This window comes from Dechloromonas sp. CZR5 (assembly GCF_008711155.1).
Classification (GTDB): Bacteria; Pseudomonadota; Gammaproteobacteria; order Burkholderiales; family Rhodocyclaceae; genus Azonexus.
Genome location: NZ_VUYQ01000005.1, coordinates 207,079 through 221,408, shown reverse-complemented (window position 1 = coordinate 221,408; position 14,330 = coordinate 207,079). Strand labels below are relative to the sequence as shown.

Here is a 14,330-nt window from a genome sequence, read left to right as displayed (position 1 = left end):
ATTGGAGTTAACTGTCATATCGACACGAGGCTGGCGTGGCCCATCGTTACCGCTTCCTTCGGGAAAACTGGACATCATGCATCGTTGCGGCAATCCTCCTGTGCGTGAGCATGGGCTGTGCAGCAGGGGACGACGCCGCTGCGCAAGCGCCTGCCCGCTTTGGCGTACTGGCTTACCGGCCGATCGCTGAAACCGCGGCACGCTGGCAACCGCTGATCGATCACCTCAACAGCACGCAACCCAGCCGGCCGCTCGTCCTGGTTCCCTTGCATTACCCGGAACTTGCCGAGGCGGTGAAGAACAAGCGGGTCGACTTCGTCCTCACCCAGCCGGTTCATTACGCCCAGCTGGCTCATGAGCAGAACTTGCCGTCGCCGCTGGCCACCCTGGTCGAGCATGTCGGCGATACACACCTGGCCACTTTCGGCGGCGTCATCCTTAGCCGCAGTGACCGCCGGGATATCCAGCGTCTTGGCGACTTGCGCGGCAAACGTATCGCGACCAGCAATCGTACCTCGCTTGGCAGCTACCTGATGCAGGCCTATGAGCTGCATCTTGTCGGCATCGAATTGCCACGGGATGCGCAGGTTGTCGAAACCGGCCAGCCCCAGGACAAGGCCATCGAGGAACTGCTCGCCGGCCGGGTTGACGCTGCCTTTGTCCGCACGGGTGTTTTCGAGAACATGCAACGGGAAAACAAGCTCGATCCGTCGCAATTCCGCATCATCAACAGACAGCCCGACGACCGCTACCCGCAAGCCTTGTCGACCCGGCTCTACCCGGAATGGCCGGTGGCCGCCATGCCATGGACCGACGACGACCTGGCCCGGCAAATTGCCGCTGCCCTCCTCTCGCTGCCGGCCAACAGCCCCGGGGCGCAAGCCGCGCGAATTTACGGTTTCACCGTCCCCGGCGACTACCGGCCGGTGGACAGGCTGATGCAGCAGTTTCGCCTTCCTCCCTTCGACAGCCCGCCGCAATTCACCTGGGTCGATGTCACGCGGCAGTATGGAATCGGAATCGCCGTCGCAACCGCGACGGGCGTGCTGGCCTTGCTGCTGATCGTCGTCAGCCTGCTCCGCAATGTCCGCAAGCTCAATGCCGAACGCGCCTGTACAGCCGCCGCCCTGGACAAGATTCGGGGCATCGAGAACCGCTTCCGCACGATTTTCGAAAATGTCGACGCCCTGGCCATTCAGGCCTATTTGCCGGATGGCACCATCCACTATTGGAATCATGCCTCGGAAATTATCTACGGCTATACGGCAGAGGAGGCGGTGGGCCAGTCGCTGTTCGAACTGATCATCCCGCCCGGCATGCGCAGCGATGCCAGGGAGGCGGTGCGCTGGATGTTCGAGAACAAGGCCGGCATGCCTGCCAGCCGGCTGACCCTGATGCGCAAGGATGGCAGCCCGGTCGACGTCTATTCCAGCCACACCATCGTCGACATGACCGATACCGGACCGACGATGTATTGCCTGGACATCGACCTGAGCGAGCTGTCACGCACCGAGCAGGCCCTAATCCATAGCGAATCGAAGCAGCAGATGATCCTGCGCACGCTGGGCGAAGGGGTGTACGGCACCGACGTCGATGGCATATGCACCTTCATCAATCCGGCCGGACTGGCCTTGCTCGGGTTCGAGGAAGACGAAGTGATCGGCCACGACACGCATGCGCTCTTCCATCACCACCATGCCGACGGAACGCCTTTTCCACGCGATACTTGCTCACTGCGGCAAACCATCCGGGACGGGCAGACCCGACGCAACAACGACTACTTCTGGTGCAAGGATGGCAGCGGCTTCCCCGCCCGGGTCACCATCTCGGCCATTACCCGCAACGGCGCCATCATCGGGGCCGTCACGGCCTTTTCCGACATCCGCGAAAGCCAGCGCATCACCCGCGAACTGGAACTACACCGCAACCATCTGGAAGAGCAGGTCCGGCAACGAACCGAGCAGCTCGAGGTGGCCCGCCTCGGGGCCGAAGCCTCCAGCCGTTCGAAGAGCGCCTTTCTGGCCAACATGAGTCACGAGATCCGTACCCCGCTCAATGCCGTGCTCGGCATGGTGCATCTGCTGCGCCGCGATGCGCCGACCCTCGAACAACTCGACCGTCTGGACAAGATCGATTCCGCCTCGCAACACCTGCTGGCAGTCATCAACGATATTCTCGACATCTCGAAAATCGAAGCCGGCAAGCTGGTTCTCGACGAAACAACGGCCGACATCAAAAGCATTCTGTCGCGTGTAGTCTCCGTGCTCGGCGAACGCGCCCGGGAAAAGGGTCTGGCGTTGCAGATCGAGTCCGACGAGTTCAAGCATTCGCTGATCGGCGACCCGACCCGCATTTCGCAATGCCTGATCAATTTTGTCGGCAATGCGATCAAATTCACCGAGCAAGGGCGGATCATCATCCGCGCCCGGCGTGTCTCCGAGAGCGACGACAAGGTTGAAATCCGCTTCGAGGTCGAAGACACCGGCCCGGGCATTCCGGAAGAGTCCATCGCGCGCCTCTTCAGGAATTTCGAGCAGGCCGACAGTTCGACCAGCCGCAAATTCGGCGGCACCGGCCTTGGCCTGGCGATCACGCGCCGCCTGACCGAACTGATGGGCGGCACGGTGGGCGTCAGCAGTCAGGTCGGCAAGGGCAGCCGCTTCTGGTTCACCGCCCGGCTGAAGCCCAATGACGAAGCCATGGAGTCGCTGCGCTCGACCATTGCCGGACTCACTCCGGAAGCCGTCCACTCCACCCTGGCCGGCCGGCATGTCCTGATTGTCGAGGATGAGTTCATCAATCAGGAGATCGCCCGCGAACTGCTCGCCGAACTGGGCGTCACCGCCGATACGGCAGGCAACGGCGTGCAGGCCATCGAACTGATCCAGCGGCAGCCCTACGATCTGGTGCTGATGGACATGCAGATGCCGGAAATGGACGGTCTGGAAGCCACCCGACGTATCCGGGCCATGCCGGAATTCATGCTGCTGCCCATCGTCGCCATGACGGCCAACGCCTTCGCCGAGGACCGTGAACGCTGCCTGGCTGCCGGCATGAACGACTTCCTGACCAAACCCGTTGAACCGGACGAATTGAAGTCGCTGCTGCTGCGCCAGCTGACCATCTGAACCGACACCCCGGCGCGTTCAACCGGCCTGCGCCAACACCCGCCGGGCGGCGACAACGCCGCGATACTGGGCCTCCTCGAACAGGGAAAATCCCGACAGGTCAGCATGCGCCAGAAAAATGCGCGGGTGGCGGAAATTCGCCAGCAAGGCGCGGCCACCGCCGAACAGCGCCCCCGGCACCGGGCGGCGCATGGCGTGTGCGTTGCGAAAGACGTCAAGACGCGCGGCCAGGCGGCGAATATCCGGATGCACCAGCTCAAGCTCGGCTAGTATTCCCTCTGCCCAAGCTTCGCGCGGCGTCTCCAGCAGCAGGCGGCGCCCTTCGGCCGGGGCCACATCGTTGAGCGCCCGGTAATAGGTGAATACCGTTCCGCTCGGCTGGCGGCGCAGCAGCTGGTGGCTGGCCGTCACGTACCCCAGCCCCGGGCTGTCGTAGAACACGTTGTCCCAGGCCGGCGGCGCACCGTAACGCTCCTCCGGCAGCGACGAAAGGTGCAGGTTGGCGGTCAGCCAGGGCGCATAGTCGCCGGCCCGGGCCGCCGTCTTCAGTTCGGCCGGCATCTCCGGCCAGGCATGGGGCAGGACGAATGCCGGCGCCGCCCAGATCAGCTGCCTGGCCCGATAGCGCACGACCTCGTCGCCCACCCTGACATCGGCGCTGACGCCCGCCCGATCCGTTTCGATGCGGGCTACCGAGGCGCCGCAGCGCAGCCGCTCGCCCACGGCTTTTGCCAATCCGCGCGCCAGCCAGCCGTTGCCGTCCGCCGCGGTCAAGACGGTATCGCCGGTCGCATTGCCGGCTTCGCCGTCGCGGCAGGCGAAGTAATGCAGACCGGCCCAGGCCGAGGTCTGCGCGTAATCGCAACCATAGTCGTCGCGGCAGGCGTAATTGGCCAGCCAGTGCAGCGTGGGCGCCTTGAATCCGTTGTCGAGCAGCCACTGCCGGAACGACAGGCGATCCAGCGCACGCCATTCAGCATCCCCGCTGGAAAACTCCATGGGCAGGGCAAAAACGCGGCGGCCATCGCGCCCTCGCAGCCGTTTCAGTTCATTCATCCGCGCCTGAAAGCGTTGCTGCTCGGCACGCTCGCCGGCATCCAGACCGCGATGCGGCAGCAGTCCCTCTTCCCACAGGCCGTTGCGATAAACCCGCTCCTGCGGCGTGGCACACAGATAGCGCTCATCGTAGATCGGCCTCGGCGCGCCCGGGTCGCCCTGCAAAACCCCCAGCTCCGCCAGCAGTTCGCGAACCAGCGAGGCTTCCGGGCCGGGCAAGGGCAGGTAGTGGGCCCCCCACGGATAGGTGTGCGTCGCCGATTGACCGCCCCGCGAGTTTCCTCCCGGAACATCGTCCATCTCCAGCACCGTGAAATCATCGTAGCCGTGGCGCGCCAGCCACCAGCCGGCGGAGAGGCCCGAAATACCGCCGCCGACGATCAGAACCCCGGTTTGCCTGGTTGCTGCCGGCGGCGGCAGCGGCGCGTCGCGCAGACGATGGCCGCGCGCGACATTCATGCCCAGCAGGTCGCCCGGCGGCAGCGGCGGTTTTCCGGCAGGAGCGCAACCGACCAGGGCGGCAGCCCCGACGGTGGCCAGAAACGCCCGCCGGCTAGTCAAACTTCCGCAGCGACAGGCTGACCGACAGCTGCGCGCCCAGCCAGCCAAGGAACGCGCCCAGGCCGGCCAGCACGACCACCTCGCCAACAGCGGGCCGCCGGAAGGCAAAGGCGCTGCCGTAGAGCGCGGCCAGTTCGCCGACCGGCGCCGCCAGCAGGTAGAGCCCGCCGATGACCAGCGCGGCAGCCAGCAAGCCGCCCAGGGCGCCCTGCAGGGCGCCGAAGTAATAGAAGGGCCGGCGGATGAAGCCATCGGTGGCACCGATCATCCGCGCCACCTCGATCTCGGCCGACTGGGCCATGACCTGCAGGCGGATGGTGTTGAAGGTGACGGCGACCAGGCCGGCAGCGAACAGCCCGGCCAGCATCCACAGCGCCAGCTTGCCCAGGCGCAGGAAGGCGTCGAAGCGCTTGACCCAGGCCGAATCGAGCTGAACGTGGGCAACCCTGGGCCAGCCGGCGATTTCCTTGCGCATGATCTCCAGCGCTTCCGGCTCGGTGTTCTTCGGCTCGATGACAAATGCGTCGGGCAAGGGGTTGCGCGGCAGGCTGGCAACGATCTCGGCCATCCCTTCGCTGGCCTGCATGCGTTTCAGCGCCTCCTCCTTGGGGACGAAGCGCCACGTGCCGGCCGATGCCGCCCGCAAGCGATTTTCGATTTCGGCCACATCCTTCTTGCCCGCCTCCAGATTGAGGAACAGGCTGATCTGCTGGACGCCGGTTGCGTTGCGCCCGAGGTCGCGCAAGTTGTCGAGGGCGACGTAGCCAAAGGCCGGCAGGGTCAGGGCAATACCGATGACGAGCAGCGACAGCAGCGTGTTGAGGGGCGAAGCCAGCAGGCGGCGGAAAGCCAGGCCGAGCGCCGCGCGGTGCTGGGAGAACCAGGCGTTCATACGACCACCTTCCCGCGGTCCAGGCGCAGCACGTTGGGGTGGTAACGCTCGATCCAGGTCTGATCATGCGTGGCCACCACGACGGTGACGCCGACACGATGGAAGTCGGCAAATATCTCGAGGATCTCGGCCGCCGATTCGCTGTCGAGGTTACCGGTCGGTTCGTCGGCAATCAGCACGGTCGGCCGATTAACCACGGCACGGGCGATCGCCAGGCGCTGCTGCTCCCCGCCGGACAAGGCAATCGGGTTGGCTTTCTCGCGCGCCAGCAGGCCGACCTTGTCGAGCGCCGCCCGGCCCCGACGCACCGCCTCGCGATGCGGCAAACCGGCAATCTGCAGTGGCAGCAGCACGTTGTCGAGCGCACAGCGATCGAACAGCAGCTTCTGATCCTGGAAAACCATGCCGAAATGCCGGCGTACGTGCGGCATGGCGCTGCGCCGCAGGGCCGTCAGGTTCTGGCCGTTGACCACTAGGCTTCCCGAGGTCGGCCGTTCGATGGTCGATACCAGCTTGACCAGCGTCGTCTTGCCGGCGCCTGAATGGCCGGTGATGAGGACCATCTGGCCGGCATCGATGCGGAAGCTCGCATCCTTCACGGCCTCGAGGCCGCCCGGATAGCGCTTGGTCAGATTGCTGGCTTCGATCATTGCTCGAACAGGGCGTCCACGAAGTCTTTGGCGGAAAAGGGGCGCAGATCGTCGATCTGCTCGCCGACGCCGATGAAGCGGACCGGCTTCGGGCACTGACGGGCGATCCCCAGGACGACGCCGCCCTTGGCCGTCCCGTCGAGCTTGGTCAGGACCAGGCCAGTCACGTTGATCGCCTTGTCGAAGGCCTTGACCTGCTGCAGCGCGTTCTGGCCGATGTTGGCGTCGAGGACGAGCAGGGTTTCGTGCGGGCCTTCCGGTTCGATCTTCTGGATCACGCGGCGCACCTTGGCGATTTCCTCCATCAGGTGCAGTTGCGTCGGCAGGCGGCCGGCCGTATCGGCCAGCACGATATCGATACCGCGCGCCTTGGCGGCCGCGATGGCATCGTAGATGACCGCCGCCGGATCGCCGGACTCCTGGGCGATGACTGTGACGTTGTTGCGCTCGCCCCAGGTCTGCAGCTGCTCGCGGGCGGCGGCGCGGAAGGTATCGCCGGCGGCCAGCAGCACGGTCTTGCCCTGGGTCTGGAAATACTTGGCGAGCTTGCCGATCGACGTCGTCTTGCCGGCGCCGTTCACGCCGGCGATCATGATCACGTAGGGCTTGTGGGTGTTGAAATCGAGTGGCTGCTCGAGCGGCTTGAGCGTTTCCAGCAACGCGTCGGCCAGCGCCTTCTGGATCGCCTCAGGCGTTTCCAGCTTGTCACGCTTGGCGGCTTTCTTCAGTTCGTCGAGCAGGTGGGTGGTCGCCTCGATACCGACATCGCTGGTCAGCAGCAGGGTTTCCAGTTCCTCGAGCAGTTCGTCATCGACCTTGCCGCGCGAGAAGATGGTTTTGAGCTTGCCGCCCCACTGTGCGCGGGTCTTGGCCAGCCCCTGAAACAGGCGCTCGCGCCACGAGGGTTTGGCGGCCTCGGCAGGAGCGGCGGCGGCCGGGACTTCCGGCTTGGCGTCGGACGAGGATTTTTTCAGGAAACTGAACATGGAATAGTTGGTCTCAGGCCTTGCTGACAGGCGGACGGCTAGCCGTTAAGATGCCGTCCGGTTGGATGCAAAATCAGCCGCAAATTCTAGCAGAAAGCCCTCGTACCCCCATGCGCCACAAATACCTGCTCTCCGTTTTGCTTGCTGCCGGCCTGTCCTCGGCAGCCTTGGCCAACCCTTACGAAACCACGCTGAAGAATGGCCTGCGCGTCATCGTCAAGGAAGACCGGCGTGCGCCGACCGCCGTCCAGATGGTGTGGTACCGCATCGGCAGCATGGACGAGGTCGATGGCCAGTCCGGCGTCGCCCACGTCCTCGAACACATGATGTTCAAAGGCACGCCGAGCGTCGGTCCCGGCGAGTTCAACAAGCGCGTCGCCGCGGCTGGCGGCAAGGACAATGCCTTTACCAGCCGCGACTACACCGCCTATTTCCAGCAGATTCCCAAGGAAAAGCTGGAAGACGTGATCCAGCTCGAAGCCGACCGGATGCGCCATCTCAACGTCGACGCCAAGGAATTCGAGCAGGAAATCAAGGTCGTCATGGAAGAGCGCCGCATGCGCACCGATGACAACCCGCAATCGAAGCTGTTCGAGCAGATGAACGCCGTCGCCTTCCAGGCCCACCCTTACCGCCGCCCGATCATCGGCTGGATGAACGATCTCGAAACGATGACCGCGGCCGATGCCAAGGCCTGGTACGACACCTGGTACGTGCCGAACAACGCCTATGTCGTGATCACTGGCGATGTCGACCACCAGGCCGTCTTCGCGCTCGCCGAGAAGTATTACGGCCCGCTCGAAGGCCGCCCGCTGCCGATTCGCCGCCAGCAGATCGAGCCGAAGCAGGAAGGCACCCGCCGCATCACGGTCAAGGCGCCGGCCGAATTGCCTGTGCTGATCATGGGCTACAAGGCCCCCATCCTGCGCGACGTGGAAAAGGACAGCGACCCCTACGCCCTGGAAATGCTCTCCGCCATTCTCGATGGCCACGATGCGGCCCGCTTCAACAAGAAGCTGGTGCGTGAAGACAAGGTCGCCCTGGCAGCCGGCATCGATTACGACAGCACCGCCCGCGGCCCCGGCACGCTCTACCTGCATGCCACCCCGTCGGAAGGCAAGACGGTGGCCGACCTGGAAGCCGCCCTGCGCGCCGAAATCGTCCGCGTCCAGCAGGATGGCGTCAGCCAAGCCGAGCTGAAGCGTGCCAAGGCCCAACTGATCGCCAGCGAAGTCTATAAGAAGGATTCGATGTTCGGCCAGACGATGGAAATCGGCCAGATCGAGTCCGCCGGCCTGCCTTACCGGAAACTGGACCGCATGCTCGAGAAACTGCAGCAGGTCACCGCCGAGCAGATCCAGGCCGTCGCCAAAAAATATTTCAACGACGACGCGCTGACCGTCGGCGTCCTCGATCCGCAACCGCTCGATGGCAAGCCCCGCCGTCCGGCCGCCGCCACCCGCCATTGATGAATACCGCCATGACCAGACTGATCGTCGCCGCCTTCGCCTTCCTGCTCACCCAGAGCGCCCTGGCCGGAATCAAGATCGAGCACTGGGTGTCGTCCTCCGGCGCCCGTGTCTATTTCGTCGAAAGTCGCGTCCTGCCGATGCTCGACGTGCAGGTCGATTTCGCCGCTGGTTCGATGTTCGACCCGGTCGGCAAGGCCGGTCTCGCCGCGCTGACCCGGGCAACGCTCGACAACGGCGCGGGCAAGCTCGATGAGACGGCCATTGCCGAACAGCTCGCCGACATCGGCGCCAATCTGGGCGGCAGCGCCGACACCGACCGCGCCAGCGTTTCGCTGCGCACGCTGTCGGCCCGCGACAAGCGCGACACGGCGCTGGCCATTCTGAAGGACGTGCTGCAGGCACCGCATTTCGACGCTGCCGTGTTCGAACGCGAAAAAGCGCGCACCATCGCCGGCCTCAAGGAAGCGATGACCCGCCCCGACAGCATTGCCGGCAAGGCTTTCTGGGCTGCCCTCTACCCCGACCACCCCTACGGCCGGCAAGCCACGCCGGAGAGCGTGGCCGCGCTGAACCGCGACGACATGGCGGCCTTCCACGCCCGCTACTACAACGCCGCCAACGCCAGCATCACGCTGGTCGGCGACCTGTCGCGCCAAGAAGCGGAAAAGATCGCCGATGCCATCACCGCCGGCATGCCCAAGGGCCAGGCAGCAACCCTGCCCGGCATGCCCGAGCAGCCCAAGGGCGGCCAGACCCGGATTGCCCACCCGGCCAGCCAGGCTCACGTTTACATCGGCCTGCCGGCCATCGAGCGCGGCAACCCCGACTTTTTCCCGCTCCTCGTCGGCAACTACACACTCGGCGGCGGCGGCTTCGTCTCCCGCCTGATGAAGGAAGTCCGCGACAAGCGCGGCTACGCCTACAGCGTCTACAGCTACTTCGCCCCCATGCGCCAGACCGGTCCCTTTCAGATCGGCCTGCAGACCAAGCGCTCGCAAGCCAAGGATGCCATCAAGGTCTCCCGCGACATCCTCGATGCTTTCCTGAAGGAAGGGCCGACCGCAGAAGAGCTGGCCGCCGCCAAGGCCAATCTGATCGGCAGTTTCCCGCTGCGCCTGGACAGCAACAAGAAGATCCTCGACAACGTCGCCGCCATCGGTTTCTTCGACCTGCCGCTCGACTATCTCGACCAGTACCAGGCCAAGGTTCAGGCGGTTACGGCCGAAGACGTCAAGCAGGCATTCGCTCGCCGCGTTCGCCCGGAAAACCTGATCACCGTGACGGTGGCCGCCGATTGAACGCCGTCCGTATCGTCGGCGGCGAGTTCCGCCGACGCGTTCTCCGTTTTCCGGACAGCATCGGACTGCGCCCGACGCCGGACCGTGTCCGGGAAACCTTGTTCAACTGGCTGGGCCAGGATCTCGACGGCTGGCACTGCCTCGACCTGTTTGCCGGCAGCGGCGCCCTGGGTTTCGAAGCCGCGTCGCGTGGCGCCACGCGGGTCGTGATGGTTGAGCAAATGCCCAAAGTGCTCGCCGCATTGCATGAAAACCACGAATTGCTCCATAAACCGAGCGCAGTAGAGATCATTCGCGCGGATGCGATACAATATTTGGCCTCGACGACAGCAAAATTCGACCTAATCTTTCTCGATCCACCCTATAAAAAAGGCTGGATTGCCCGCCTGGAGCCACTCCTTGCCGGTGCACTGAACGAAGATGCGGCGATCTACGTCGAAGCAGAAAACGAAATAGAATCGCTTGGCGATTGGCGCACAGTGCGCCAGGGCAAGGCGGGGGAAGTCCACTTTCACTTGTTGCGGCGACAAACCACTTGAAAAAACTCGATCATCGCGTTGCCATCTACCCCGGCACCTTCGACCCGATCACCCGGGGCCACGAAGATCTCGTCCGGCGCGCCGCCACGCTGTTCGACCGCCTGATCCTGGCCATTGCCGAAAGCCCGTCCAAGCAGCCGCGCTTCCCGCTCGCCGACCGCGTCCAGATGGCGCAGGAAATCCTGGGTGACCTGAAGAATGTCGAAATCGTCGGCTTCAACACACTGTTGATGGACTTTGTGCACGAGATGAACGCCAAAGTCGTCGTCCGCGGCCTGCGCGCCGTTTCCGACTTCGAGTATGAATTCCAGATGGCGGGCATGAACCGCAGCGTCTACCCTGAAGTCGAAACGGTGTTTCTGACCCCAGGCGAGCAATACATGTTCATCTCCGCTACCATGGTGCGCGAAATTGCACGTCTGGGCGGCGATGTCAGTAAATTTGTACAACCTTGCGTAGAAAAGCGCCTGCGGGCGAAAATTACCGCTTAACCGAGAGAGGAACAGCTATGTCTCTGATTATTACCGACGAGTGCATCAACTGCGACGTGTGCGAGCCGGAGTGCCCCAACGAGGCCATTTCCCAGGGCGAGGAAATCTACGTTATCGACCCGAACAAGTGCACGGAATGCGTCGGTCACTACGATGAACCGCAATGCGTTCAGGTCTGCCCGGTCGATTGCATCCCCAAGGATCCCGGCAACGTCGAAAACGAAGACCAGCTCTGGGCCAAGTACGAAAAGCTGACGGGCAACAAGCGCGCCTGAGCACAGTCTGCCCCATAAAAAAACCCGCGAATATCGCGGGTTTTTTTATGCTTTGCCTGCCGATCCGCCCGGTCAGGCAGCGCGCAACTCCCGGTCGCCGAGCGGCACCAGCATTTCCTGAACGCGACCGATAATCTCTTCGAGTGCCGCGATCTGCTGCTTCAGGGTAGCCTCGACGCCTTCCAGTTCGGCGATACGATCCTCCAGCGTGTCGGTAGCCTGATGAATGCGCTTGATGCTTTCCAGACGGCGCTTCAGCTGGATCTGGTGTTCGCGAACCTGCGTCTCCATCGGCGCCATCACCGCGCGCAGCCAGACTTCGGCATCCCGGTTGGCGTGCTCGAAGGCGCGACGCACCTGGACTGCGACTTCCTCGAAGAACTTCTGCGTGATGTTTTTCTTGTCGTGGGTCATCAAGCTGATCATGGTATTCAGATGATCATTGCACCAGGCTTGCAGGCGGTCGAGCTCCTTTTCGTAGCGCAACAGCGAAAAACTGGTCGGCGAACCGAGCTTCAGACCATGCTCGACCGTAAATTTCTTGTAGACCGCCTCCATCATGGCGAGAATTTCGCCAATTTCACCACTCGACTTGGTCAGCGCCTCGCGTGACCGGGCAAAGAAATTGGCCATCGCGTCGGACAGGGTTTTCGAGAAAACCGCTTCGTCCATGGTCGCACGCGTTTCGTGCGTCAATTGGCGCAGGACATCGAGCCCCAAATGGCCGAACAGATTGTTGGTCAACGTCGAGAACACGCTGCGCACGGCGTAGTAACGCTGCAGGCCGGACTCGAACTCGTCCTTTTCCGCCCGCACCTTGCCCATCATGTATTCGACGACGCCCTTGTTCTTGCCGCGCAATTCGGTGAGCTCCGTCAATTGCTCGCGCAAGCCGTCCATCCGCGAATCGAGCAGGCCGCGCACACGACGGCTGACATCGCCAAACTCGCCTTCCGTACTGTCGCAAACGATGTCGCGCTTGGCCGGAATCAGCTCCTTGGAGAGTGCCGCCTCCAGCAAAGGCAGACGGCTCTTTTCCAGCAAGGCGGCATCGCCGTTGATCTTGGCAACCAGGCCTTTCTGGGCCGACACCGGAAACACCTGACCGACCGGCAATTCGAGGATGTCCGCGCTCGCCTCGACCTGGCGCTGGATCTCGGCATCGATCTCATCCTGCGCTTTCAACTCGTCCCACTGACCATCGATCTTGTTCAGAACGACCATACGGCCGCGCCTGGCCACGCCGCCACCGCAGATATGCTCGCGCCAGATGGCCATATCCGATTGCGTCACCCCGCTGTCGGCCGCCAGGATGAACAACACCGCGTGCGCATTGGGAAGGAGCGACAGCGTAAGTTCGGGTTCGGCGCCGATGGCGTTCAGGCCCGGCGTATCGAGAATGACCAGCCCCTGCTTGAGCAAGGGATGCGGAAAGTTGATCATGGCATGGCGCCAGCGCGGCACCTCGACAAGGCCATCGCTGCCGACGGTGTATAGATCGGCCTGCGCCTCGCCGACGGCGAATCCCAGTCGCGTCGCCTCCGCCGGGGTCACCCGGGTCGTCTCGCTGACATGGCGCAGAGCATCCTGCATGGCATCCGGCGAGTTGGTATCGAGCGGGACCTGCGTCCATTCGTCGGGGAAACGCTTGTATTCGCTGACGCTGGAATTCGAGGAGCGCGTCTGGATCGGCAGCAACTCGATGCACGGCAGCTTGTTGCCATCGAACAGCAGTTCGGTCGGACACATCGTGGTACGGCCGGCCGACGAGGGCAGCATCCGGTTCCCGTAGTCGGCGAAGAAAATGGCATTGATCAGCTCGGACTTGCCCCGCGAGAACTCGGCAACGAAGGCGACGTTCAGACGATCCTCGCGCAGCCGATCAAGCAGTTGGGTCAGACGCAGATCGCTCTGGGCATCGGAAAGTTCGTTTTGGCCCAGCCAGTTCTGAAGTTCGCCGACATGGGCGGCGAGGCGCGAACGCCAGGCAGAATAGGCGGCGAATTGATCAGCCAGCGACATAATTGCATTCCCGAGTGCTAACAGAATCCCCAATCTAGCATAAAAACAGGGGCTTGCAGAAGAGATTTAATGCTGGCACCCCGAACAGTAATAGGTGCTGCGCCCGGCTTGGCGAACTTGTTTGACCACGCCGCCGCAGCGCAGGCAGGGTTCGCCGGCACGGTCGTAAACCCCCGCCTGAATCTGGAAACACCCTGCACCGCCATCGCTATGCACATAATCCCGAATGCTGCTACCGCCTGCAGCGATGGCATCCGACAGCGTTTCGCGTATCGCCGGCACCAGAATCCCGTAGCGGGCGCGGCTGATCCGGTTTACCGCCCGCAATGGAGAGATACCTGCCCGGAACAGGCTCTCCGAGGCGTAGATATTGCCTATCCCGACCACCAGATGGCTATCCATCAAGGCCGGCTTGATCGGGCCACTGCGCCGGGCCAGGGCGGCGTAGAGCCAGTCGACGGTGAAATCCCCGGAGAGTGGCTCGAGTCCTTGCGAGGCCAGCAAGGGATGCCGCTCGGCCAAGGCCGGGGGCCCCGGTTGCCATAGGACAACCCCGAAGCGGCGAGGATCGGCAAAGCGCAGAATCTGGTTTGTCAGGACCAGATCGAAATGATCGTGCTTCTCCGGCGGCAGGTCGCCTGGCACGAAGCGCAAGTTTCCCGACATACCCAGGTGAATGATCAGGCTTCCCTCGACGCCCGCCCTCCGACAATCGATCAGCAGATACTTGGCACGGCGCCGCACGGCGACGATCTCGCACCCCGGAAGCAAATCGGCCAACAACCGGGGTATCTCGTGCCGCAATTTGGGCACCCTGATCACGACACCCCGCACGACCTCCCCGACCAGTTCCGGCGCGATACCGCGACGACAGACTTCGACCTCCGGCAACTCCGGCATTGCTTGTTCCTCCGCGCAAACCCAAATAACATCGCAAACTAATTGGATTTTATGCGCTCC

Annotated in this window: 12 protein-coding genes; 6 read left to right on the top strand and 6 right to left on the bottom strand. The window is 63.3% G+C overall.

The genetic code is table 11. The annotated features are described in order from the left end of the window. The first annotated feature begins 35 nt into the window (after window positions 1-35). On the top strand, window positions 36-3,128 hold the full coding sequence (locus F1002_RS14795; protein WP_150429815.1) for a PhnD/SsuA/transferrin family substrate-binding protein: 3,093 nt from the start codon (window positions 36-38) through the stop codon (window positions 3,126-3,128). An 18-nt stretch (window positions 3,129-3,146) separates the two neighbouring features. Here the strand turns inward: F1002_RS14795 and F1002_RS14790 are convergent, their stop codons facing one another. Genes F1002_RS14790 through ftsY form a run of 4 tightly spaced genes read right to left on the bottom strand, consistent with a single transcriptional unit; the run spans window position 3,147 to window position 7,273 of the window. Beyond that, the gene (locus tag F1002_RS14790) at window positions 3,147-4,745 is read right to left on the bottom strand and encodes an FAD-dependent oxidoreductase (RefSeq protein ID WP_223879622.1); all 1,599 of its coding nucleotides are present in this window, start codon (window positions 4,743-4,745) and stop codon (window positions 3,147-3,149) included. After that, window positions 4,738-5,637 (bottom strand): permease-like cell division protein FtsX, encoded by a 900-nt coding sequence (ftsX, locus tag F1002_RS21270; protein WP_223879621.1) that lies wholly within the window; start codon window positions 5,635-5,637, stop codon window positions 4,738-4,740. Before ftsX ends, F1002_RS14790 begins: the two co-directional genes overlap by 8 nt. After that, window positions 5,634-6,287 carry a cell division ATP-binding protein FtsE gene (locus F1002_RS14785; RefSeq protein WP_150429813.1) on the bottom strand — a complete coding sequence of 218 codons (654 nt, stop codon included), beginning with the start codon at window positions 6,285-6,287 and terminating at the stop codon, window positions 5,634-5,636. The genes ftsX and F1002_RS14785 overlap by 4 nt, the downstream gene beginning before the upstream one ends. Continuing rightward, complete coding sequence (ftsY, locus tag F1002_RS14780; RefSeq protein ID WP_150429812.1) at window positions 6,284-7,273, bottom strand: signal recognition particle-docking protein FtsY; 990 nt, start codon at window positions 7,271-7,273, stop codon at window positions 6,284-6,286. Before ftsY ends, F1002_RS14785 begins: the two co-directional genes overlap by 4 nt. A 110-nt stretch (window positions 7,274-7,383) precedes the next feature. On the opposite strand from ftsY, the gene F1002_RS14775 reads away from it, so the two are divergent. From F1002_RS14775 to F1002_RS14755, 5 genes are read left to right on the top strand one after another with little or no spacing between them, the layout of a single operon-like run. Beyond that, window positions 7,384-8,742: a pitrilysin family protein gene (locus tag F1002_RS14775; RefSeq protein WP_223879620.1), complete on the top strand. Its 1,359-nt coding sequence runs from the start codon at window positions 7,384-7,386 to the stop codon at window positions 8,740-8,742. A gap of 11 nt (window positions 8,743-8,753) precedes the next feature. After that, a complete protein-coding gene (locus tag F1002_RS14770) occupies window positions 8,754-10,043 on the top strand; it encodes a pitrilysin family protein (RefSeq protein WP_223879619.1) in 1,290 nt (429 codons plus the stop codon). Further along, window positions 10,040-10,582 carry a 16S rRNA (guanine(966)-N(2))-methyltransferase RsmD gene (gene rsmD / locus F1002_RS14765; protein WP_150429809.1) on the top strand — a complete coding sequence of 181 codons (543 nt, stop codon included), beginning with the start codon at window positions 10,040-10,042 and terminating at the stop codon, window positions 10,580-10,582. The genes F1002_RS14770 and rsmD overlap by 4 nt, the downstream gene beginning before the upstream one ends. After that, the gene (coaD, locus tag F1002_RS14760; RefSeq protein WP_150429808.1) at window positions 10,579-11,073 is read left to right on the top strand and encodes a pantetheine-phosphate adenylyltransferase; all 495 of its coding nucleotides are present in this window, start codon (window positions 10,579-10,581) and stop codon (window positions 11,071-11,073) included. The genes rsmD and coaD overlap by 4 nt, the downstream gene beginning before the upstream one ends. Window positions 11,074-11,090: 17 nt before the next feature. Beyond that, the gene (locus F1002_RS14755; protein ID WP_150429807.1) at window positions 11,091-11,348 is read left to right on the top strand and encodes a YfhL family 4Fe-4S dicluster ferredoxin; all 258 of its coding nucleotides are present in this window, start codon (window positions 11,091-11,093) and stop codon (window positions 11,346-11,348) included. A 72-nt stretch (window positions 11,349-11,420) separates the two neighbouring features. On the opposite strand, the gene F1002_RS14750 is transcribed toward F1002_RS14755, so the two are convergent. Both F1002_RS14750 and mutM read right to left on the bottom strand, forming a co-directional pair. Next, on the bottom strand, window positions 11,421-13,370 hold the full coding sequence (locus tag F1002_RS14750) for a dynamin family protein (RefSeq protein ID WP_191090421.1): 1,950 nt from the start codon (window positions 13,368-13,370) through the stop codon (window positions 11,421-11,423). A gap of 66 nt (window positions 13,371-13,436) precedes the next feature. After that, the gene (mutM, locus tag F1002_RS14745; RefSeq protein WP_150429806.1) at window positions 13,437-14,270 is read right to left on the bottom strand and encodes a bifunctional DNA-formamidopyrimidine glycosylase/DNA-(apurinic or apyrimidinic site) lyase; all 834 of its coding nucleotides are present in this window, start codon (window positions 14,268-14,270) and stop codon (window positions 13,437-13,439) included. Window positions 14,271-14,330: the final 60 nt, after the last annotated feature.